The 23,144-nt window shown below is 40.6% G+C and carries 21 protein-coding genes and 2 pseudogenes; 8 read left to right on the top strand and 15 right to left on the bottom strand.

Translation table 11 applies throughout. The features are described from left to right. The first annotated feature begins 38 nt into the window (after positions 1 to 38). The 3 genes from H6G86_RS27235 to plsY all read left to right on the top strand — a co-directional run bounded on the left by H6G86_RS27235 (position 39) and on the right by plsY (position 2,742). Positions 39 to 455, top strand: coding sequence for a DUF3119 family protein (locus tag H6G86_RS27235; protein ID WP_190936932.1), 417 nt, complete (start codon positions 39 to 41; stop codon positions 453 to 455). A 137-nt stretch (positions 456 to 592) separates the two neighbouring features. Next, positions 593 to 1,867 carry a DUF3086 domain-containing protein gene (locus tag H6G86_RS27240; protein WP_190936948.1) on the top strand — a complete coding sequence of 425 codons (1,275 nt, stop codon included), beginning with the start codon at positions 593 to 595 and terminating at the stop codon, positions 1,865 to 1,867. A 197-nt stretch (positions 1,868 to 2,064) separates the two neighbouring features. Then, a complete protein-coding gene (gene plsY / locus H6G86_RS27245; protein WP_190936933.1) occupies positions 2,065 to 2,742 on the top strand; it encodes a glycerol-3-phosphate 1-O-acyltransferase PlsY in 678 nt (225 codons plus the stop codon). Positions 2,743 to 2,795: 53 nt separating this feature from the next. Here the strand turns inward: plsY and H6G86_RS27250 are convergent, their stop codons facing one another. The 11 genes from H6G86_RS27250 to H6G86_RS27300 form a co-directional block, all read right to left on the bottom strand. Continuing rightward, a complete protein-coding gene (locus H6G86_RS27250) occupies positions 2,796 to 3,056 on the bottom strand; it encodes a hypothetical protein (protein ID WP_041566350.1) in 261 nt (86 codons plus the stop codon). A 59-nt stretch (positions 3,057 to 3,115) separates the two neighbouring features. Beyond that, positions 3,116 to 3,355, bottom strand: a complete 240-nt coding sequence (locus H6G86_RS27255) for a hypothetical protein (protein ID WP_114082867.1) — start codon at positions 3,353 to 3,355, stop codon at positions 3,116 to 3,118. Positions 3,356 to 3,925: 570 nt separating this feature from the next. After that, positions 3,926 to 4,498, bottom strand: coding sequence for a hypothetical protein (locus H6G86_RS27260; RefSeq protein WP_190936934.1), 573 nt, complete (start codon positions 4,496 to 4,498; stop codon positions 3,926 to 3,928). Between the two features lie 114 nt (positions 4,499 to 4,612). After that, the gene (locus H6G86_RS27265; RefSeq protein WP_190936935.1) at positions 4,613 to 6,202 is read right to left on the bottom strand and encodes a TrbI/VirB10 family protein; all 1,590 of its coding nucleotides are present in this window, start codon (positions 6,200 to 6,202) and stop codon (positions 4,613 to 4,615) included. 8 nt (positions 6,203 to 6,210) lie between these two features. Continuing rightward, entirely contained in the window at positions 6,211 to 6,903 is a 693-nt protein-coding gene (locus tag H6G86_RS27270; RefSeq protein ID WP_190936936.1) for a hypothetical protein, read from the bottom strand. Positions 6,904 to 6,977: 74 nt separating this feature from the next. Then, a complete protein-coding gene (locus H6G86_RS27275) occupies positions 6,978 to 7,778 on the bottom strand; it encodes a hypothetical protein (RefSeq protein WP_190936937.1) in 801 nt (266 codons plus the stop codon). A gap of 117 nt (positions 7,779 to 7,895) precedes the next feature. Next, positions 7,896 to 8,945, bottom strand: a complete 1,050-nt coding sequence (locus tag H6G86_RS27280; protein ID WP_190936938.1) for a hypothetical protein — start codon at positions 8,943 to 8,945, stop codon at positions 7,896 to 7,898. A 75-nt stretch (positions 8,946 to 9,020) separates the two neighbouring features. Next, positions 9,021 to 9,851, bottom strand: coding sequence for a hypothetical protein (locus H6G86_RS27285; protein ID WP_190936939.1), 831 nt, complete (start codon positions 9,849 to 9,851; stop codon positions 9,021 to 9,023). A gap of 230 nt (positions 9,852 to 10,081) precedes the next feature. Then, positions 10,082 to 12,829 (bottom strand): putative type IV secretion/conjugal transfer ATPase, encoded by a 2,748-nt coding sequence (locus H6G86_RS27290; RefSeq protein ID WP_190936940.1) that lies wholly within the window; start codon positions 12,827 to 12,829, stop codon positions 10,082 to 10,084. Further along, positions 12,777 to 13,154, bottom strand: coding sequence for a hypothetical protein (locus H6G86_RS27295; RefSeq protein ID WP_012410598.1), 378 nt, complete (start codon positions 13,152 to 13,154; stop codon positions 12,777 to 12,779). Before H6G86_RS27295 ends, H6G86_RS27290 begins: the two co-directional genes overlap by 53 nt. 14 nt (positions 13,155 to 13,168) lie before the next feature. Beyond that, positions 13,169 to 13,789: a hypothetical protein gene (locus tag H6G86_RS27300; protein ID WP_190936941.1), complete on the bottom strand. Its 621-nt coding sequence runs from the start codon at positions 13,787 to 13,789 to the stop codon at positions 13,169 to 13,171. A 436-nt stretch (positions 13,790 to 14,225) separates the two neighbouring features. Here H6G86_RS27300 and H6G86_RS27305 point away from each other — a divergent pair, with 436 nt between their 5' ends. The 3 genes from H6G86_RS27305 to H6G86_RS27315 all read left to right on the top strand — a co-directional run bounded on the left by H6G86_RS27305 (position 14,226) and on the right by H6G86_RS27315 (position 15,681). Beyond that, a complete protein-coding gene (locus tag H6G86_RS27305) occupies positions 14,226 to 14,417 on the top strand; it encodes a hypothetical protein (protein ID WP_190936942.1) in 192 nt (63 codons plus the stop codon). A gap of 397 nt (positions 14,418 to 14,814) precedes the next feature. Then, positions 14,815 to 15,243 carry a hypothetical protein gene (locus H6G86_RS27310; protein WP_179074149.1) on the top strand — a complete coding sequence of 143 codons (429 nt, stop codon included), beginning with the start codon at positions 14,815 to 14,817 and terminating at the stop codon, positions 15,241 to 15,243. Between the two features lie 204 nt (positions 15,244 to 15,447). Further along, a complete protein-coding gene (locus H6G86_RS27315) occupies positions 15,448 to 15,681 on the top strand; it encodes a DUF3134 domain-containing protein (protein WP_114082879.1) in 234 nt (77 codons plus the stop codon). A 117-nt stretch (positions 15,682 to 15,798) separates the two neighbouring features. Here H6G86_RS27315 and mltA read toward each other — a convergent pair whose 3' ends face one another. Next, the gene (gene mltA / locus H6G86_RS27320; RefSeq protein WP_190936943.1) at positions 15,799 to 17,091 is read right to left on the bottom strand and encodes a murein transglycosylase A; all 1,293 of its coding nucleotides are present in this window, start codon (positions 17,089 to 17,091) and stop codon (positions 15,799 to 15,801) included. Positions 17,092 to 17,212: 121 nt separating this feature from the next. Then, a complete protein-coding gene (locus tag H6G86_RS27325; RefSeq protein WP_520449385.1) occupies positions 17,213 to 18,559 on the bottom strand; it encodes a proton extrusion protein PcxA in 1,347 nt (448 codons plus the stop codon). An 87-nt stretch (positions 18,560 to 18,646) separates the two neighbouring features. Here H6G86_RS27325 and H6G86_RS27330 point away from each other — a divergent pair, with 87 nt between their 5' ends. Continuing rightward, complete coding sequence (locus tag H6G86_RS27330; RefSeq protein ID WP_190936945.1) at positions 18,647 to 20,824, top strand: PD-(D/E)XK nuclease family protein; 2,178 nt, start codon at positions 18,647 to 18,649, stop codon at positions 20,822 to 20,824. A gap of 108 nt (positions 20,825 to 20,932) precedes the next feature. Here H6G86_RS27330 and H6G86_RS27335 read toward each other — a convergent pair. Further along, positions 20,933 to 21,367 (bottom strand): annotated as a pseudogene (locus H6G86_RS27335) (DUF202 domain-containing protein); the annotation flags it as partial. Between the two features lie 171 nt (positions 21,368 to 21,538). On the opposite strand from H6G86_RS27335, the gene msrA reads away from it, so the two are divergent. After that, the gene (gene msrA / locus H6G86_RS27340; protein ID WP_114082883.1) at positions 21,539 to 22,207 is read left to right on the top strand and encodes a peptide-methionine (S)-S-oxide reductase MsrA; all 669 of its coding nucleotides are present in this window, start codon (positions 21,539 to 21,541) and stop codon (positions 22,205 to 22,207) included. Between the two features lie 140 nt (positions 22,208 to 22,347). On the opposite strand, the pseudogene H6G86_RS27345 reads toward msrA, so the two are convergent. Then, positions 22,348 to 23,046 (bottom strand): annotated as a pseudogene (locus H6G86_RS27345) (protein kinase family protein); the annotation flags it as partial. Between the last annotated feature and the right edge of the window lie 98 nt (positions 23,047 to 23,144).

The following is a 23,144-nucleotide window of genomic DNA, read 5'->3' on the forward strand; positions in this document are numbered from 1 at the left end:
TAATCGCGTCTCTACTTCTGACTTCTAAAATAAGAGATATGTTTACTAATAAAGCAGGATTTAAAACTGTGACCAGTTCATTTGCTCCTAACTCCACATCAACTGTGGAACTCAAGCCTAGTTACAATATACCTATAGTGTTGGTGATTACCGCTATTCCACTACTGTTGGTACAACCGTGGATAGGCGCTGTTTTCACACTGTTTGGCTTATTCCTCATGTTTCAGGCGTTAACGCTGCGTTTGCAATTTACCGTTACCGACTTAGATATTTACAGAAATGAAAAATTGATTCGGCGCTTTCCTTACCAGGAATGGCAAAACTGGCGGATCTTCTGGAATGGAGTCCCCATTTTGTTTTACTTTAAAGAAATTAAAAGTATTCACTTTTTGCCGATTTTATTTGACCCCAACACCTTGAGAACTTGCTTAGAACAACGTTGTCCGCGTATTTAGTGCTGAGTGCCACAAGTGCTGAGTCATTTTGCTCTCAACTCATAACTCAGCCCTTGTGACTCAGGACTTTTATGGCAGGTTAATTGTAATATTTCTGAAAGCTATTTATTCGCGTCATAGGAATTACACTATTGTTTATGAACCCAGAGGCATCTCAAACCCCAGAACCAATTGATGAGCGGTTGGCAGAAAAAGAAGAGCAAAACAATGCAGTTGAACCTCCAGTCAATCCATCTGTTGAGTCAGTGGGAGAAACAGGAGGCGTTAGCTCATCAGAAAACTACGCAACTTTTGAGCCACTCATCTCCAATGCAGAAGTGGTAGATACTACAGTAGAGCTAACAGAAAATTCAAATGGCGAGTTTGTAGCGCAGTCGGAACCAGAAAATACCGCACTGGGGTCAGAAATAGAATCAGAAAATCATTCATTATATGCAGAAGCAGAGCAGCGAGTAGCAGAGTTGCAAAAGGCTGAAGCAGCCCTCAAGGAAGAAATAGTTAAGCTGCAAGCTTCTTACAAAAACCTTCAGGTACAAGTGAGTGAAACTCAAACCTCACTGGGACGACTTGTGCAAGAGTCGTTGGTACAGTTAGAACAACGCAAACAAACCCTACAAATTTCTGTAGAACAACTAGAACGCCGTCAAGAACGTATCCGCAACGAGATGCGAACCACTTTTGCTGGTACATCCCAAGACTTGGCAATTCGGGTGCAGGGTTTTAAAGACTATCTCACGGGTAGCTTACAGGATTTAGCCGTTGCTGCCGAACAGTTGCAACTAACACCAAGTGTGGTGGAACGAGAAAAACCAGCTGTAAAAGAAGCTAAACCTGTTGAATCCCAACCTGGAATACCGCAATTTGCCCAACAGCAGTTTCAAGATACTACAAAGCAAATTCGCCGCCTAATTGACCAATACCGCAATAAACCAGATTATTACGGCCCAGCATGGCAACTACGCCGAACCTTTGAACCAATCCATGCAGAGCGAGTCTCGAATTGGTTTTTTACCCAAGGGGGACGGGGTGGTTTGCGGACAATGGGTAGCCGCTTACAGAATATTCTGATTGCCTCAGCTGCAATTTCGATATTACACAAGCTGTATGGCGATCGCATTCGTACTTTAGTCTTAGCTAATACACCAGAGCGATTAGGTGAATGGCGGCGCGGCTTGCAAGACTGTCTGGGAATCGGTCGCCCAGATTTTGGACCAGACCGGGGTGTAGTATTATTTGAGGCTTCTGATGCTCTCGCTCAGAAAGCAGACCGATTGACGAAAGCCAATCAACTGCCCTTTATTATCATTGACGATTCAGAAGAGCAAATCAGTTTGTCACTGCTGCAATTTCCTCTGTGGTTAGCCTTTGCTCCTGACCCCAAAACCGTGAGAAACTATGATGATGACTTTTAATTAGTTATTGTTCATTGGTCATTGGTCATTGGTCATTGGGCATTGGGCATACCAATTCTATGTGAGACTGAACTTTATTTACGTAGGGGCAATTAATGAATTGCCTCTCTAGTATTTATTTCTGTGTAATTCCTGTAGGTGCATCTTCTTTCAAGAATGGTATTAAGAGATATTTCTCTAGATTTTTAAACTTTATTATGGCTATCTGGTTAAGTCTGTGCGGCGTAATAGTGCTTATAGCTTACCTGCTGGGTTCCTTTCCCACTGGGTATATTGCTGTGAAGAAGTTAAAGGGTATCGATATTCGGGAAGTTGGTTCAGGTTCCACCGGCGCAACTAATGTGCTAAGAACCTTGGGGAAAGGGCCAGGAGCATTCGTTTTAATACTTGATTCCTTAAAAGGAGTATTAGCGATCGCTCTAGTTTACTGGTTATTCAAGTTTGCCTCTAGTCAAAATTTTATCCCTGCAACGGTAGATGCACAAGTGTGGCAACCGTGGGTAGTAATTTTAGCTGGGTTAGCTGCCATTCTGGGACATAGTAAATCGATTTTTTTGGGCTTTAGCGGTGGTAAATCTGTTGCTATCAGCTTGGGGATTTTATTGGCCATGAGTTGGCAGGTAGGTTTAGCAACAGCCGGTGTGTTTGCCATCGTTGTGGCGATATCGCGGATTGTCTCTTTAAGTTCAATTGTAGGTGCGATCGCTGTTTCCATTTTCATGGTAATTTTGCACCAACCGTTACCCTATATTCTGTTTGGGATTGCCGGTGGATTATATGTAATTTTGCGCCATCGCACTAATATTGAACGACTGTTTGCTGGTACCGAGCCAAAAATTGGGCAAAATGTAGCGGCACCAGAACAAACTACATAATTTACCAACCGCAAATAGATATATTTTGTCCCCAGCTTCAGCCAGGTTTAAGTTTATGAATTAACGTTCCCTTTCATTAAACGGTGGATGAGGCGGCAAGGCCAGAAAAAAGCTCCACAGATACTTACTGAAGCGATAGCGGCCACAACTCGCCAAGTCGAATTGGTTCCAGTGGCAGACTCTGAAGGGTGAGCTTGTTGTGTACTTTTAGCTAGTTCTGGCACTGAACGAGATAGCTGGCTGGCTGTACTCACCCCTTCTATTGCGGCTCCAATTAGATAAGCTACTAGGGCGATTACTAGCCAGTGATTCATAATATTCAACTGTTTCAACTCTGAGCGTATGCTTGGCATTAAGCAATCGATTTCTCGCGCTAATGATTGCCGCCTTGCCCGAAGGATAACCGACCTTCAGCCGTATCACGAATGAGAGGCAGTTTAGATTTTATATAAGTATTGAGGCTGCTATCTGCCTGGGCATCAAGAACCTGCTTCGCTTTTAACTGCTGGAGGAGTAATTGTACTAAAGCAGCATCGTCAAAATGGAGCAGGGTGTTGACCTGGGTAGACTCGATTACAGCCCAAAGCTGTTGCATCATTTTCGCAGTCACCATGAGTCTGTAACCTCTTAAGCTTTTCTTTATAATTACACAGATTTTTAATTTCTGCTTGATTTTTATCTGAAGAATTATAAAGATGTCGGCTTACAATGCCTGATTAAGTAAGTTGGGCGTAAATAATTGTCGTTTGGATTAGGCAAAAGGCAAAAGGCAAAAGGCAATAGGTATAAAGGTTTTAGCCTAGTTAATTTTTATTTACATAGTTTGATTTTATTGTGCCAACTTAACTTAAGCCAATATGGTTAAGTTATAGCGTTTTTCGATTGATTGAAATACAACCCTTCTCATTCATGATTCTTTACCCTAATGGTGGTGTATAGCGGTTCTAAATTGTATGGAACCCTTGTACCCTCTCTTTTTTTAGAGTTGCCCATTAGACATCTCCAGAAATTAAATATGCGTTACCCAGAAACCTTGTAGAGACGTAGCATTGCTACGTCTCTACTTTTTCGGAGATGTCTATTAAAGCAAGAATTTTAGAAAGCCACAATGCAGATATCCGTAAGGATCAGCACTTTTTGTTAAAACTAAACTTCAGTCGTTGTTGAGTGCTACTTTTGAAGTTTATCGTGGAACTTTCGCACAAGCTCCTTCTTGACCAGAAGGATCGGAAAAAATTGCTAAAGTGTGATACTCAGGATTATCTGTTCCATATATCACTCGAAAAGTATATAACTTATTTCTACCTTGCGCTTCGGTAACAACTGTTAAAAGTGTATTCTTAGTAAGAGGAAGTCCAGGAATTTTCAGCTTTTTAATTCGTCTGAGTTGAATTACATTTGCTGCGGAGTTTTTACAATCTCCTATATTAGTATTAGCTTCTTGACCAAACTGCATACATACAGGGCCATCAAAATCTAGAGTTACCTGTGATGGATCATTTAACCAAACTTTTTTAATTACTTCTCCAGATGGAATAAAACTTAAGTTTGTTCCTTGTTGATACCAAATCTTAATTGTAGGTATTAGTCCACCTAAACCCTGCGCTTGACAGGAAAATATGGAACGTAGAACAGCATTATTAGCACCAGCACGTCCTACCAACAATAACATAGCAACCGAGAAAATTAAGGAAGCTAGAGGTAGGAAATAAGAATTATGTGAGCTATTTCCTGACAAGTTAGTATTCTTTATCATGGTTGCAAATTAGGAGATTGATAGAACAGGTGAAAATAGGGAAGATGGCAAGAAAACTAATTACTTAGTTACCATTACCCAATGCAAATTTAAAATTGGTATCAATCCTACCTCTTAAAACTGGGTTACTTGATTAACGTATATTTCAATATTTGTACCGGCTGGCAAAAACCAAATATTCGTTTGCTGTGACATTTGGGCGATCGCCTGTTGATTACGTTGGGCAATTTGGGGGACTACAGAGTTCAAACCACCTTCCACAACCCCGGCTGCGATATCGCGTCTGTTTTTAGTGACAGTAGTAAGAGTTGTGCTGCTACTGGTGTTGCCGTCAACGGTAGTTTGTGAAGTAAGTGGTTGCAGTTCAGTATCACTACGATTTATTAACTCTGCTGCTTTGCCAATACCTCCCAAAACGAATAGTCCTAAATCCATCGATGCTATGGACGAACCTTGACTGGGAAATTTATTTGCGATTAAAGGTTTACCTTGGGTAGCGCGAATAATAATTGCATTGTTAGGTAAGCTTCGTTCTATCGGATTGCCATCATTTTGCGAGACAACTTTGACTACGTTCATCTGCAAAAGACCTTGTTCGGAGAGGGAGCTAATTTCAGCTAGGAATTCGGTATTTGCAGGTAGAGCGATCGCACCATCGGTAGATTTTAGCGGTTCTTTCAATCGAACCACAAATACGTTTTTCTGTTCACCTGTATCACCACCGCCACCGTTTGACTTGGTAGTTTCCCCAAATATTGCCGTCGCCAACACAGCTTTGGCACTACTTCCTACTGCTACAGATTTTTGTCCCTGCTGTTGCGCTTGACTGACTAGAGGAGCAGGAGTTTGCTGTTGTGGAGTTTGCTCAGGATTGGGGTTTGGTGTTTGTTGCTGCGGCTGTGGATTGTTTGGAGGTTCAGAAGCAGCTACCGTGTTATTAGGTTGCTCGTTGGCATTTACTTGACCGTAGCTACCTAACTTTGATAATTTTGTCCACTCTTCAAATGGGTTTGGTGGAGCTGGTGGAGTGATATTAACTACGGGTTGAGTATTTGGCTTCACAACTGGCAGTTGAGAAGCAGGTACTTTAACAATGCGCTCAACTGTCACTGTTCGAGGTGCGTAAGCTATTGGTGGGGGTGTTGGGATCACTTTCTGTGTACCTCTAGAAGAAATTGATGGTTCTCGTAAGGCTACTTTAGGCGTTGATTTGGCAATTCTGAGTTGTTGTTGGGCGGCTCTTACCAACTGTGCTTGTTCAGTCAGGGCTAATTTCGTTTTCAGAGTATCTACTTCGACTGCTAGCTGTTGAGAGGTCGATTCATTAATTGGTTGCTCACGTACCGGTGGGGAAACAATATTTTTTGGCTTCTGATTGCTGGTACCCATCAACTGGGACAAAAACACACCACCCACCAAAACGATCACTAAAGTAGCAGCCCCTACCAAGCCTAATTTTGCAAAGGGGTTAGATGAGAGGGGTTGCTTAGTCTGAACTTCTTGTGGTTGATAAGGAGACTCTTGCGGCATTGCAGAGTCTTCCGATCCTTGAGGATCGCCAGAAAAAGATTCTTCTTCTAAGCCGACCAACCTTGATATCCGTGATTCCCAATCAAAAGATTCTACTTCTGGTTGGCGATCGTCGGTAGTTAGAGCAAATCCATTTTGAGGAGGCGTTTGGGCAGGAATTGAGTATCGAGTCATGGTAAAGCTTAGTTGGGATTTCCAGAACAATTTTTATCTTGGATTTCACAGACATTATAAATTTCTAATCTGGCTTCACCAAGGCGGTAAGCTGCGAAGTGCGTCGGTAGTGGCGCATTGGGTAGTGAAGTTGCTGGTTCATCTATTGCTCTAACTAAAATTTGTTTATTAAACGAAACTGATTTTCCCAACCTATCATAACCGCTAAAAATTAATTGATTGGCAAACATCTCTACTTTCCAGTTTCCCTTACTGATTTCTGTTGGTTGAGAAATTTTTTGGATGACTAATACATTCTCAGTTCCTCTACTAACATTTTCAAATTGACTATCTGGATTTAAATTAGTAATTTCTGATTTAAGTTTTTGTTTAAAATCATCAGCTACCAGTTGAGAAGTAATTTCCCAGACCTGTGTAGGTGGTTGTTGTTGTGACCAGTTAAGCATTAAGCTCATCGTTTCAGCCACAAAGCGCCGAATAGCCTCTGGCTGTCGCTCTAAATTTGGTTGAGCGTCTACTGTTATAGTGCGGCCATCAACAAGTTGTACCAAACTTTGAGGTGTAAGTTGCCGACTTAACTGTTGTAACATAGACCCATGAAATATTAGTAAAAGCAAGGTTAATACATGTAAACCAAATGTTCCTACTGCCAAGAGTGGTAATGGGCTATTTCTCTTATTTTCTGGTTTAAGTAATTGCATTAATAATTGATTATATAAATTGAACTATGAGTCGGGGAATTAAAAATCTCTTATTTGATAAAGCTATCAGAGGTTTATCCGGCCCTACATTGCTTTAAATTATCTTCGTTAAGGTTGTTATACCCATCTAGCAAACATAAATTACGAATTTCATAAATTTCTAGTTTATCAGTGCGGACACTATAAATTGCTTTTTGCAAGTCTGTGCCATTATCGGCTTGGGGATTACCAAAATAATCTACTGCACGGACAAGAAAATCTTTGTTAAAAGGAGTGACGATTTTTTCACCACCAACTCGATTTTTTTGAATTAAGTCGGCTACCATCCCCACTCGCCATTTACCTGGTGCAATTTGTTTTGGTGGATACACTCGCTTAATAATTAATTGTGATGTCATAACCTGGTTAGGATTTTCCGAGAAAACTTCTGGCGGGGTCATTTCTGCAACTGTGCTTAAGAAACCTTTGCGAAAGTCTTCTGATAAGGCAAAACTTGCTATCCAAGTGCTAGTACTAATTTTTTGGCTACTACCTTGGGGTGTTCTAATTAGAATTCCTAAATCTGATTTAGGATTTGCAACTTCTTCGATATTTTGTGGTGGTAAGGTTCCTGACCAGGTAAACATTGATATCATCGTTTTGCTGATGAATCGGCGGATTGCTTCTGGTTCTCTTGCTAAATCATCAATATTGCGTACTGGTTTACCATCTATTAATTGCACAAAGTTGGGAGGTTTTCTCAGACTGAGTTGGCGAATATTTAGCCCTTGAAATATGAATAAAAGTAAAACTAATACATGTAAACTGAAGGACGCGATCGCAAAAATGGTCAAAACACTTCCCGTTCTTTGTCTGTTTTCTAGTAGACGCACCATTTATTCATCTCCTCCTGCAAAAAACTTCAGCCATTATATATGATGATTTGTGTATAGTCGGCAGTTAGGAAAGTAGCCAATATTTAGATAGATTCTTCTTTAGAAATTTTGAGTTGCTTATATCCTCTCCTTCACTAAAGAAGCCGTATTGCTAATAGCACTGAAGACTGCAAAACCGCCAGCCGCAGCTACAAGTAAGGATAAAAGTGGTGCTAAAATTCCTAGAAAAATAATGAACCACATTAAATCTGGATCAACATTAGCATCTTGACCTGGCCCATTGACAATAACTGCGGCAGTCAGCACCGCAATAATATTGAATGAAATCTTGGCAATTCCAATAGATAAAAATCCAGTCAGCCATGCGAAGATTGGTTTCCCCGCTACAGGTAGTAAAGACCCACCTACAGCTATTGGTCCTAATGCTGCTATCAGCAACATCGTAGCTTCTATCAAATTCTGGAAGGCATATTGTAACGAGACTAAAAAGTTTTTGATACTCGTTTGGACTGTAGAACCTAATAAAGAATTAAATGAGGTTTCTGATACAATTCCAGTGCCATATCTAATGTTATCTACCTTAGTTTGTAGTCTAATTATCCAATTTTTATTTCCATATATATCTCTATATTTTTGCCAAAGAATGTTAACTTTTTCGGCAGCTTTGACAAAGCATTGACTTTGTTGTTCGCCGGTCAGTGATTGACATGGACGCAGCAAAGAGCCAGCTACTTCTTCGGCAACACTCATATTCAGTGCTTGCTGGTACATTTTGTCTGCATCTGCTGATACCACAACTTGCTGATTCACAGTGTTTAGAAAATTTCGCACTCCTAGTGTCAGATTAGAAAGAATACTTCCATTGGCTGAATTACTTAAGAGAATCACCACAATAAAAGGCCAAATTAAAGCTGATATGGGACGGGTATATTCATAGGATAGTAAGTCTTTGAGGAATTGTATCATGAAAAACAACAGGGTTCCTACCGCAAAAAAAATACCCAGATTTGTCAGCGCTCCATACAAGTTATTACTGGTGTTATTTTGTAATAAATCTAGCCATTGCTTATCCCAACCTTCGGCAATACTTTGAGAGGTTGCAGCACCATTATCAAGAATCTCATCAATGCCTACTTGGGCAAAAATTTGTTGAATAGCAAGTTGCATGTTCAGTTAAGTAACTGTCTTTTAAAAAAAGTATTTTCTAGAATCAGAAGAATTGAAATTTTTCAATTTTAAATTTCAATTATTAAGCTTTCTGCCAAACAAATCTAGTTGAGAAGTTGCTCGCAAAAGTCGTGCAGCTTCTGTAGATGTTTCTACTCTCCGAGCGCGATTTGTCTCTTCTGCCTGCTGAGAAATATTTGCCAAGTTTAAATTCGAGTATTGCAAAGACTGATTATTCTGTAATGTCTGGGCAAATGTTTCAGCTACGATTTTCGATTGTTCCTGTTGGATTTTAATGGTTTCTTGGTTAGTAGTTAACAATGCTAATAAGCCCTGACCTAGTAAGTTGTCGGCAATACTTATAACCTGTTTAGCAGCTGTATCAATACCAGTACTCTCTAATTTATTCTTAAAGCTATTAATCTGATTATCGGCATCATTTGATCCGGCAATATCTTGCAGACTTCTCTCTGTATTTTCTAATTTTGATTTTGTCCGAATTTGTCCCTTTTCACCAAGAATCCCTACCGCTACTCCACGGGTAATTACACGATTGAGTTCATTACTAATTAAATTTCCCCGCACTGCTGAATTATTCTCAAAGCGACCCCCTCTTGAGTCGGAATTAGAAGAGTAGAGAATCAAATTATCACGAACTCTCTGTCCAGCGATAACAGGGTTAGGTATATTCAATTCTCCTCTGGCATTACTCAGAGCATTTTGACTCTGTACTTCTACAGGCTTTAAGTTGTCGCTCAGATTATATTGAAGGTAGTTTTGCAAATCTGTGGAATATGATTGAAAATCAGTCCAAACCTGACCTAATGCGCCCGTCTGAATTTGTGCCATTGCTGGTAGGATTGCCAAAGATAGCAATGTCAAAGTAAAAATGGTAGTTTTTCTCATATTTCTGTACCTAAAAAAGGTAGATGCAATTAAGTTTGCTGTAAGTAAGATTTGATTTACAAGAAAGTTGCAAAACAAAATTAAATTCTTGTGGGTTGGGCAATATGAGCGCCCTAACTAAGTTAAATGTGTAACTATATCTTTGGGGTGAATATCTTGTCTGCCTTTGCTTACAGGCGACCGAGATGTCCATCCCCTAATCAGGTATTTGCTCATGATAAACTCCACGATTAACTACTACGTAAAGTAGCCACTAACTGACGTGCAAAGGCAGAAATTGCTTCATATTTATTGTTGTGGAGTTGCATTATTTTACTGCGGGCAGTTTGTTCAGAGGGGTTATTAGCAACTGCTGCCAATTGTTCATAACCTGGATAATAACGACAGAATGTATAAATACCGTTATCATCTAATAGCCATTGGCTATAGACACCTTCTTTGCGGGGAAAAAAGCTTTCTGAAGCATTACGAGAAATAATGTTGCGGGGATATTTTAAGATATCTGCAAAACTATCCACTGCAACTGGTTGAATCCTTCCAATCAATCGTGTTGTCAAGTTTTGCAAAATTTTAGATGCAGCTTTAGATTTGGCAATGGTATCAGGATCTTGTCCTGATAAGATGACTCTGATACCTGCTTTAGCACCGTTGGCACAAATTCTGCCAACTAAGTCAGAGATTTGCTCGAATTCAAATAAAATTGGTGCTTCATCAATAAAGAATATAGAAGCTGGACTACTTAATGCCCGTCGTAATGCTGCTGAATAGGCACTCAAAGATAGTACGGCTGCATCTTCACTATCCGATAAGTTTCTCAGAGCAAAAACTAACAGTTGTGCATCAGTAGGAAAGCTAGATGGTGCAGAAATAGCTTGTCCCACTCGGCTAGAGAGCCAAAACCGCAAGCGTAGTTGAATTTGACTCAGAGCGTCTTCTACTCTGCCACTTAAAGAATCTAGCTGCAAGTATTCTGGCGAGCAGAAATAAAGAAAATCTTTTAAGGTAGGGGTTTTCTGCCAAGCCAGAGTGCCGAATCCTGCCATCATCGCCTGTCGATATCGCTCTTTGATGCCTTCATCTGTAAAGAAGGCTTCTAAAGCTAGATTGAGCAGCGATCGCACTGTTTGCGATAAAATTTGACTTTCAGTAGACGATCCTAAAACCATTGTCATTAAAGCTGATTCTAGGAAGGCAGTATAATCGTTAAAGCGATCGCGCTGTTGTTCTGGTTCTAGCGATCGCAAATCTGGCTGTTCAAATAAGTTATTTGATTGTTTGGAAATATCAAAATAGGCTCCATTCCCCTCCATAAACTCTGTATAGTCTGTAAAAGTTGATGTACCATCAGGTTTAGGGAAATCTAACGCCACTACAGGAATGCCATGCGCCAAAGCCTGAGTTAAAATCCCTGATACTAATACCGATTTACCAGCACGAGTTGTCGCAAACAAAGCTAAATTTTTGTGTTGATTAAACAAATCTAAATGTACGGGTGTTCCGCCTTCTTCGGCAATCAATTCAAAGCCTTCTTTATCACCCCGTTTAGTTAAAACTAAAGGCATTAATCCGGGAACTTCACTGGTTAGATATAGCTGGCGACGGTTAAATGGTGTTGCTAATAAACCTTCCCAAACTATCGGTAGAGTTTGCAGCCAAATTTTCCAAGCATATTCAGTTTCCCTAATTACCCTTGCTGGACGTTGAAAACAGTTTTCAATATACCTTGTTGCCTCATCTAATTTTTCGACTGTTGGACGATGTACCAAAATAGCAATACTCGTATAAATCGGAACTGCACCTTCAAATAATTGTTCTTGCGCCGCTACCGATTTCTTCAACTTTAATTGAGCGTTGACATCAATGGTTTTACTTTTTTCTTGAGCCATGATTGTTGTCATGTTTGACTGCTTCAGCACTCGTTGCAAAGTCGTTTTTACCATTGCTGGATTTGCGGCAGTCAATTCACAAAAAATCTCTGTATCTACAACTCTTTCTCTGGCCAACAGTTCCCATAAATAGCGCAGTTGGGAAGATTTATTTGGCCAACCTCCGGGTTTTTCAAGAAATGACAGTGCGCCAATATAACGATTGTTAACATTAACCCAACGGCGATCGGCACAAGGTACGCTAGATTCCATTAGCAAAGTTGTGCCGTGGATATTGTCTATGAGCAATTTAGTACTAGCTAAATCTGAATTAGCTTGCTCGTGCAATCCTTGTTCATCTAATGTCATCAACTGAGGAATCTCTATTGCCTCTGTATCATTAAACCTTTTCCAGACCTCTTTCCATAGTTCATCTGCTGTCAAAGGTTTAATATCCAATCCCATTTGGTTAGATAAAATCTGTTCCCAGCGCAGAAAACCCTGCTTGTAAGCATTTGTGATTAGAGTTTCGATGCGCTGATTTTCTACTTCTGAGAGTTCACCTTTGAATTTCAACCACCATGATTCAGCTTTGACTAAAAGCTTCTCTATCCAATCATCTGCATGTTGTGAGTTAGATTCAATGGTGTAAGTGACATAAATCCGCAAAAATTTTGGTTTTCTAACACCAGAAACAGTCAGTTCTTTGACTCTGGCTCTCTCTGCCATCAACAAGTATTTGATATCTCGTGATGGCGCATTTTTGATTAGTGATGCTAATTCCTTTTGGCGCTCTTTGTCGGAACTAAAAGATCCCAAATGCAGCGTCATTCTTTCACCGCTAGGGATATCTTTTAATCCAGCTTCAATGTTATTAAAAAGTGTATCGATTTGTTCGGGTCTTAAAGTAGTATGAATTCCCTTACAGTCAAAACCAAAAACAAAGCAAAACCGATCTTTTTGAGTGCCTTTTGTCAAAAGGTACGCGCCAATATCGCGTCCATTTAAGGCGACACGTAACATTGTCGCCAAGTGTAAGGCATCTTCAAATGGTGTTAATCTACTTTCGTTTCCGGCGATGCCGACGCTTTGTTTTCCGATTTTTTGCTTCATGGTTAACTTCCAGTAAGCTTTGATAACGAGCAAAGCCTCTTGTCCAAGCGGGAACGCCAATAAATTTACTTAAAAAACTCCAACTCCTACCACCAGTTAAAATCCACCAGGTTCCTATTCCCCAACCAGTCATTAGTACTGTCCACAACCATTTTTGAAACTCTTCTTGGAAAAGACCCCCAAAAATTCCATTGATAATAAAGTAGGAGGCTAAGGCAATCACCGTCCAAGGAAGAATTTGATCGGCAGGGATGGGCCCTAGAGAAGGTTGGCTTCCCAGAACCTGATTAACTGGACGAAATTCTTGTTCCCGCTCTTGAGACATTTGAAATATCTGAATTATTTACTGCTATCGCCAATTACAAAGCGTGTGAGTACATCAGCAATAGTAACAGCAACAACGACTAATAGGGGAGTTCTGGCTATGCTTTGCCAATCTTCATCTTTACGCACTGCGTTGATCACACCAACCAGGGAGATTGCAATATATAGTAAGTAAATCGCCCGCAACACATTAAATATCAAACTTACAGCTGTGTTGCTACCACCACTATTAGTTGTTGAACCATCACTTAAGGTTTTTTTGAAAAACTTTTCAGCTTCCCCGAAAAACTGTGCTTGTGCGGGGCCTGCAAAACAGTCTAACCAGTAAAAACTCAGGATGATGGCTGCTGCTATAATTTGCAATAATATTAGCGATCGCTTTGGTAAATTTACCTGCTGCCCAATTTGCTGGGTGATGACTGCAATTAAACTACCAACGAGTAAACAAAAGAGCAGGATAGGACTTTTTAGACTGATAACGCTTATAAGTACAGCACAAGCAATCAAAAAAGGAACAGATTCCACCAAAATAATCAAGCTGGATTCCAGTCCCAGTCTTAACTTATGAGATCCTTTGACTGCGCTACCAGTTAAAGCTTTGAAAAAGTTTCTCTTGTGAGAACTTTGTCTAGACATTTGCTAATTTTCCTATGGTGTACTTGAGTGTTGGTTGTCTAAAATTTTACGCTTACTTAGAACTTAACATGATTGAACATTTATTTGTAATGGAATGATGAAGTTCGCAGTAAAGTCTTACATTATATACAAACTATTATTAATTTAAATTAATAAAATATTAATTTTAGTTTAATAAGGTAAGTATGCGTGGTTTGAGAAACTAGGTTTCAAGCTTTAAACCATAACTGCCATAGTTCTCCTAAACTCTTTCTATCTCAGTGCTTTTGCCTCAATTAGAAGCTGGGGAATTCAGTAGAAACGCGAGCCAATACTTGAACGCGTAGTTACAAGTTCTATAGAAAACATTTTATTCCTCCAAGTAACCGTTTTGTGAGGTGTTATCTTTTTCTTGTATATTACAATTTACGACATACTTGTTACAAGTTGAGTAAGTTTGCAACGTAGTGGCTACAGTATCCCACTGGTAAAAGATGGGAATACTTTTGCAGATTATGTTATACCACTAATTCTCTCAGCTATTGCCAACCCACTCAATGGGTTCAGTAACAGTCCTGTAAATAATTTATTCGGATTCTTAGATAGAGATGATGCGATCGCACTAACTATTCATCTTCTGTGTCTTTAATTATCTAAAAATCGGAATTGAATACAACTTAATGCTGTTGTTGACCTTGCATCTATGGGTCAGATATAGTTGAAAAAAGTTCAACCGTCAACTATGTTATGATAAAATAGTTGAGAAATATTTTCGGTCATGTAACTGACTATGTAGACACCTCTCCGAATCTAAATCTCCACAAACTTTGCTTCTGGAGGTGTTTTTTGTCAGTTTATATTGCAAATTTATCCTTTAAAGATGAAAGTCTTTAAGGATTGCAAAAATTGAAATTTTTAGTGAGTAGAACTGTATTGCAATACCTGGCGTGAAACTAATACCTCTCACTTTCAAAAAATATGCTAAAAAGAACGGACAAGTTTAGTGTGTCACAAACGCAGATAACATACGGATAGTACTTAAACTTATGCCAACGGATATAATTACCCGTCCTGAGTCTCTCACAGAAGATTGTTTCTTTACTTACGCCCTTGGGACTGATTTGCACGATACTAATTCCACAGCCAAATATTTACGCAGAATCAGAAAAGAAGATAAACCTTATATCGATATAGCCGTTTCTCCCAGACCTGGCTATCGGTTTGAGGTTTGTCTTATCCCTGTTGAAGGGTTCGCTCAAGAAACAATCTTAACAAAAGATGGGTTCGCCAAAGCTTTAGCGATTATTTGTGCTGTATCTAACAAAGCCAGAAAGCGATTTCCTTCTGGAAATGGACAAGAGATTGTCCGGTGTCAATTTAGCAACTTAGCTGATGCAGTCGCAGTAGCGAACAGATTGTCTGCATTACCCTCTGATATGTATGAAACTCTCGCCAAGGTACCAAATGCTTTGTGAGATTGTGTCCGCTTTAAGATTTATGATTAAGGCTGACGCAAAGACATTTTAATGGTAAGTAAGTAGACGGACAAAGAGAATAAAAAACTCAATAGTTCGTATTTCATTTGTTCATAAAAGTCTTGCTTAACGAGCCTTTTAACCTTAAATGTACAATTTTTTTGTTTTTGTACAGTGATCCATAATTCAAAGTGAGTCTTTTTTATGCCTATTAGTCCTTTGCGTGAAGAACCTCGTAACCAACGAGCGCCTGTAATTCGTACAAGTAATGAATTTATTCTTTTGGAATGGCTAAAGTCAACTGGTCGTCTAATTGAGCGTGAACATCAAGAATCTGAGTATCTAAATGAAGTAGAAGAAATTTCAGAAATGATCGACCTTGATGATATCCCTTACGATCATGACGATGATGATGGTGATATGGATATAGAAGCGTAATTCGTAATTCGTAATTCGTAATTTGTAATTCGTAATTATCCCAAGCGTTTCATTAATGCCAAGAATCCCGGCTTTTTTAGAGAAGTCGGGATTCTTAGTATGAAAATGCGAGTGGGTTTAATTCTTGGACTTGAGTAGTAGATAAAATAATTGTCCATTGCTGACTGTGACACCAGCGCGATCGCCTGCTAATTTACCGGTACCTAAAAAATAATCTACCCTACCTGCACCTTTAATTGCGCCACCAGTATCTTGGTCAAGAACATAGCGGCTAATGATACGCTCCTCCAGTTTTCCGGTAGGATTAGCGAAAGGAATAGAAGCGCGAATCAACGCTAAAGCACCAGGAGGCATAAGAGATTTATCTGTAGCGATGGAACGCTCTGCTGTTAGGGGTACGTTGATCGAACCTTGAGCTGGTTCACCGTGATTTTCTTGGAAAAAAACAAAACTGCGATCGCGCGGAATATAAATATTTAATTCTTGGGGATGCTTTTGAAAATAGTCGAGAATAATTGGCATAGTCATCCCTTCTAACGGTAATTTGCCATCATTCGCTAATTCTCGCCCAATGCTTTTGTAGTTATAAGCATTATTCCCAGCATAGCCGATCGCAGTCTGAGTCCCATCGGGAAGCTGAAGTCGCGCCGAACCTTGAATTTGAGCTAAATAGGGTTCGAGGCGATCGCGAAACCAAAACAACTCTAATCCTCGTAATTTCCCTTTTGCGCCTTGTAAACCATCTGCTCCTTCTAACTCCTCTCGTGTCGGATGCGGCTTAGGCCAAGAGTTTAAATCAGGAGGTAATCGATAAACAGGATAGCGATATTCTGGTGTAGGGACGCGACTGGCTGCGTAAATCGGTTCATAATAGGCGGTGAATAAAACAGAACCTTGGTTATCTTTACCGACTGACTGGTAAAGAACAAATTCTCGCTCGATGGCTTGATGTAATTCTGTTGCAGAATTAGTTGTCAAGACGAGTTCGCGGAATCTTTTCAAGCTTTTGAAGACGCGATCGCGTGTAATCCCAGTTACCTGGTAGTTCTGATAAGCAGTTGCAGCATTAGCCGTTTCCAAGTATTGGAGACTCCGAGCGATCGCGCTCAATAGCGCCTTTTTGTCTGGTATTTCTCCATAGAGAAGTTCATCCAAGCAAGATGTATCACTTTGACAACAAGTAATTGGTAGTCTCTGAATTAATGGTGCTTTTTGCTTTTGTGGAAGTACATTTTGGTTTTCACCAGTCAAGGAAACTGGTATATCCCACTTTTTCAACCGACATTCTGACGGACTGAGTTCTTGATGCGCCAAAGATTGCATCCGCACTAGAAAAATCGACAAAACCACAGGTAAGCCAATAGCGATAAATTTGCTAAACTTTCCTAACTCAGCAAGTGTCTTTTTCATCAAAATTCAAAATTTTTGAGATTATCCCACTTCGCTCAAATTCAAAAACCAAACCGCAAAGCGAGAGTCATTAGTCATTCTCTGTGCCATGCCCAATGCCCAATGCCCCATTCCCAATAACTTATTCATTCATATTACGATAAGTCGCAACTGCCGAAGGCGATATCCGGTTCAAATATCGGAATATCCAATATTTGAAAATGGTATCTAAAATCACTGGGAATGTAGCAATAAATAAGAAAATAAAATCTCGATTTGCTGGTAATCCCCAATGACGCGATACACCTTCTAGAAGTACTTCCCAGCCATGAGGAGAGTGGAAACCTACAAATATGTCAGTAAACAAAATGATGATAAATGCCTTGGCACTATCACTAAGTCCATAGACGATATTATCAAAGAAATCTTTGACTACAGCAATAGAAGACTTGCTAACAAGCAAAAGCCAGATAAAAGCACCAACCGAGAACATATCTGCAAAAACATTTTTGATCGCATTAGAGCTTTCGTGACGAAATTCTTCAGCAAGCTCTACAGCCTTATCTGCCATTTTAGCTTCCATCTGTTCAGGCGACAGTGGAGGAGCATTTATAATGAGATTTTCAAACTTGAGCTTTTCTTCAAATCTTTCTAATTTTTCAAGAGCTTCTTCTTCCATTTCTGAGTTGATAAATATCTGCATCTGATCGCTACTTCTAAAATGCTCAACAGATGGCCCGACGACGAAAGCTTTTGCTATCTGATGCGTCAAAAGTGGTATGATAATTAATAGTAAAATAAACCTGATAGATATTATTGTTCTTCTTTGAGTTTGACGAAAATTCTGAATTACTTCTTTTTCAGAATTAGGATCTAATTCGACTTGCAGACGAGTGATAGTACTTAAAATAGAACGGGGTAGAACGCCTGTTGTATCTACTTTACCCTTGGGTTTTGGTTTTTTCTCCGAGTCTTGAGTTGGTATTTTGGGTGGTAACGTTGGAGTATTGACGAGCAGCAATTTGTCGTCAGATATGGCAGAGTTAATTGGTAGATTTGGAGGTTTGACTGCTAAAGCGTTAGAAGTTATTTGATCGGAACTTATGGTGTATTTGGATATAACTTGATCGATAAAGTTTAGCTTTTCCAAAACCACAGAAGGACTGGGATGTTCTATACCTGCTTTCTGAGCAGCTTTTTGATTCTCTTCATTTAGAAACCAACGGCTTGCTCTAAACTCTGTCAGCCGCATCTTAGCAATTTTTAAAAGCTTGTTGAGGTCTGACTCAAAATAATCCATCACGCTGTTACTGTACGTGGCTGAACCAATGTCTATTTTATTACCACTGAAATGCTTATCTTCTATTTCCTTAATCTTTAATGCTGCATCGTAAGCTTCATGTAAAGAACGTTCAGGAGTCTGTAAGTACCATCGATAAGCAGCAAGTAAAAAAGAATAGATTTTTTGGCTAAAAACAGAATTTTTCATTGGAAACAATCATCCAGCATTATTTGGTGATTCTTAACCTTAAGTTAACCCACGAGGTATATTAGCAAATCTACAAGGAGAAAGTTTGTGGTTTCTCATTCGGTTTGGATTTTTGGCACTAGTCGCACTGGTAAGACGGCTCGCTTGGTAGAGCAATTTTGTAGTTGGGTACAACCTGAGAAGCAGCATACCGAATTATTTTATACTAATAAGGAAGCACCTAAAAAGGGCGAGCGCATACCTGAATTTTTATATCTTAAACAAACAGAGCCAGGAGTTTTAGTCTTAGCTGCTAATGATGATAATCGCCGAGAGTTGGGAGATATCATTGTTACATCCACATTAGGGAAATATCCAGTGCGTGCCAAGACACCGCTAGGCTTTTTCCAGGATGAAGTTATTTTATTTTGGCCGTTGCTAATTAACTCGTTGAACCTGAAGGCCCAGTTTCCGGTAAGGTTGCGGCCAGAAACGGAACAAGAGTTAGCAACCAAACTCTGGCGTTCGCAATTAGACGAAGAAATTTTACGAGTTGCGGGAGTGAATGAGTCGCGCTTGGTGCGTCGCATTTTAGACTTATTGCAATTAGCTGCTTACAGTGGTGTACATTGCGAAGATATTGCCCAGATTTTGACAAGGGGTCTGGGGGAAAATACTACAACTTTAGAGCCGGAATTTTTGGCATCTTTGCTTATTAATTGGCGTAACTGGTGTTTAGAGAGGGGGTTACTAACTTATGGCATTATTACCGAACTCTATAGTCAATATTTATTAAGCGATCGCAACTACCAACAGCACCTAACTAAACGCTATCAAGCAGTATTGGCAGATGATGTTGACGATTATCCTAGCGTAGCGCGTCTTTTGTTTGAATTGCTATTAGATCGAGGCGCGATCGGCGCGTTTAGCTACAATCCCGACGGTGCAGTGCGATTGGGATTAGGAGCAGATCCCAAATATCTAGAAGGGTTAGCAAAGCGTTGTCGGGTAGAAATCTTAAGCGAGCCGCCTCCAGAGTCTCTGGGAGAACAAGCTAAACAGATAGTGGAATTAGTCACAGAACCAATGGTGTTGGTGAGTTTACCTGAGATTGTACATTCTATTCAAACAACCTCCCGCGCTCAACTATTGCGACAAACAGCAGAGGTAATTGCTGATGCTATCCAATCGCAGCAAGTACAAGCAGAAGAAGTAGCGATTATTGCACCAGGTTTAGATGCGATCGCTCGTTATACTCTAGTAGAAATCCTCGTCAAACAAAACATCCAGGTAGAATCGCTCAATGACCAACGTCCCCTAATTAGTTCGCCCGTTATTCGCGCTTTACTCACCATGCTGGCACTAGTTTATCCCGGCTTGGGTCGCCTCGTAGATCGGGATGCTGTGGCAGAAATGCTAGTTGTATTGAGCAGGAAACAACAACCACCAGAAAACTCTACAGACGCGATGAATCGCGTCTCTACAAATATTGATCCGGTACGCGCTGGTTTGATTGCAGATTACTGCTTTGTACCTCATCCCGATCGCCCCAACTTACTACCAGTGTCAGCCTTCGAGCGCTGGGATAGAATCGGCTATGCGGCTACTACAGCCTATAATGAGATATTGGAGTGGTTAGAACAGCAGCGATCGCAACAAGAACTGCGGTTAATTCCCAGTCCCATTTCCCTTTTAGACAGAGCAATTCAGCGTTTTTTGTGGAATGGTAGCAATCTCCCCTACGAACAACTAGCAGCATTGCGCGAATTATTAGAAACCGCCCAACACTACTGGGAAATTGACACCAGGTTACGACAAATCGCCCCAGTTGAGACAACGCCTCACACAACTATTATCGAATTTATTCAATTACTGCGACGTGGTACAATCACCGCCAACCCTTACCCCGTGCGCCCTATTGGTGGAGCCAGAAAGGCCGTCACCTTAGCAACTATATTTCAATATCGGTCTAGCAGGCGATCGCACCGTTGGCATTTTTGGCTGGATGCTGGTTCACCTCTTTGGGCCAAAGGTGGCGCAGCGACGTTATTTGGTGCGCCGTTTTTTTTGCAAGACAGGTTAGGCGAACCTTGGACAGCAGAAGATGAGAAATTGGCAGAAGAAGAACGACTGCGGAGGATTTTGACAGATTTACTGTCTCGCGTATCGGAGAGAGTTTATTTGTGTCACAGCGATTTAGCAGTGAATGGACAAGAGCAACTAGGGCCGTTATTACCTTTAGTCAATGCTTGTGTAACGGTTATTTCTGAGGCTACTACCAAGTAAGACTCATATCCCCAATTTTTTTAACAAGTCGGGAATATTGTTGTAATATATCTGTTTGTATTTAGTAGTAATTGTCCCCTTTTTAAGATTGAAGTTTGGGGTTGATCTTTGGAAATTTCGAGACTGTGGTTGAGTCGGAAAAGGAGAGCGAGGAAGGACTTTATCACGCCTTAAGAGCAAAGGAATACTGAAAAGCCCCAAAACAATTACTACTCCAGTCATTATCCAAACGATGATCCTATTTGGTTTATAATCTGCTCGTTCAATTTGCCAGAAAACTTGGTTGTATCGCCACGCGGCTAATGCAACAGCCAAAATTCCAAAAACTACCAAAGCAACACCCAAATTTTCCGAGTTGGATAATGGATTTACCGGAGTTTCATGTTGAGTAATAGCAATATTCAGCTGTTGCAGAAATATACCAAATCGCGCAATAGCAAAACCAAAACCAATCAATGAAATAGAAGTACGTAGCCAAGCTAGAAAAGTACGTTCGTTCGCTTGATGCTCCCTTTGACGATCAATTTTTGGTATTTTATCCATGAGTACTTCTGACGACTACTTACTCTTGAAAAGTATTCATAATTGATGAATAACATGAACTAGCGCCACAAGGTCAATACAAGCCGATCAGGGCTAAGAGAAAACCCCAAGCGATCGCAAGAATCTTTACAATAGGAAATAAGGTAAAGATATATATCAGAGTCAAAATCAATGGCACTATTCGGATTTGGCAAAAAGCAAGTTATGCCCACACCAGAAGAAGCTTTGTCAGGAAGGGCGCAGTCTATGTCAGTACCTGCTGCTCATTATGTCAACAATAATCCTTTAAAAGCTCCTTATCCCGATGGATTAGAGAAGGCAATCTTTGGCTTGGGCTGTTTTTGGGGTGCAGAACGCAAATTCTGGCAACTTAAAGGAGTTTACACCACCGCAGTGGGTTACGCTGCTGGATTCACACCCAACCCAACTTATGAAGAGGTATGTAGTGGGCGAACCGGTCACAATGAAGTGGTGCTGGTGGTGTTTGATCCCAAAATAATTAGTTATTCTGAACTACTCAAAGTCTTTTGGGAAAGCCACAATCCTACCCAAGGGATGCGCCAAGGTAATGATGCTGGCACTCAATACCGTTCGGGAATTTATGTATATTCTGAAAGCCAAAAGCAGCTAGCAGAAGCATCACGGGAAGCTTATCAGCAAGCTCTCAACGATGCAGGTTATGGCAAGATTACTACAGAAATCTTAGATGCACCGGAATTCTATTACGCAGAAGCCTACCATCAGCAATATCTGGCAAAAAATCCTAATGGGTATTGTGGTTTAGGAGGGACAAATGTTTCTTGTCCCGTGGGTGTAGTTGAATCGCAAGTGAGCGGTTAGAAAGAAGCGGAGGGGAAGGGTAAGGGGGAAGGGAGCAGGGAGCAGGGGAGCAGGGGGAGCAGGGGAAGAAAGACTATTGATTATTACCCAATTCTCAATTCTCAATTCCCAATTCCCAATTCCCAATTCCCAATTCCCAACTAAAATGCAGCTTTGAGCAAAGCGATCGCTCGAACCCACAGCATAATACTAATAGGCGCTCCAATGAGAATACCAGCGATCGCCCAGCCTCTTTGATGGGCTTTGAATTGTTCAATACTGCGCCACTGTCTACTTTTCCAAGCCCATTCATTGCCTTTAGCACCGAGTGCGATCGCCATTAACCACCAACCATGTGGTACAAAACAGAATAGCCCATACCATACCTGATTCGGCCACATCCACAACCAAGGCATGAGAAATGCGCCCCAGTTCCAACCGAGAATTTCCTCTGGAACTGTTTCATTTTGATTACTTATGCCGCATCCAGAATTGTTAATTATTTCTCTTAGTGGTAAAAGCTGACTTCTGTTTGCAGATTTCACAGCCAGACCAGATTTGAGAGCATTTAGCGCTTGGCGGGCATCAGTAAATCGTTGTTCGGGAGCAGGTTCTACCAACTTTTGTAGCCAACTGACAAAACTAGGACTGAGATTAACTCGGTCTGCAAATTGCAGTCGCAAATCCTGCTGGGGTAAATCAGAAGGGCAAGTCCCAGTGAGCAAATGAATCAGAGTCGCACCCAGTGCATAGAGGTCGGAAGCTGGAACTGCTCGACCACCAAATTGTTCCATTGGGGCATAACCATAAGTACCCACAACGGTGAAAGTAACGCCTTCTCTTGCCGCTTTATCTTGTAAGTAGGACAGGGTGAAAAAACCAAATTGTGTAAAGATAAGTAAATACACATAATGTATCTACCACGGTAACAGGTATATGGGCAGCCGTTTAAGGGTAT

Source organism: Nostoc sp. FACHB-133 (genome assembly GCF_014698055.1).
Classification (GTDB): Bacteria; Cyanobacteriota; Cyanobacteriia; order Cyanobacteriales; family Nostocaceae; genus Nostoc.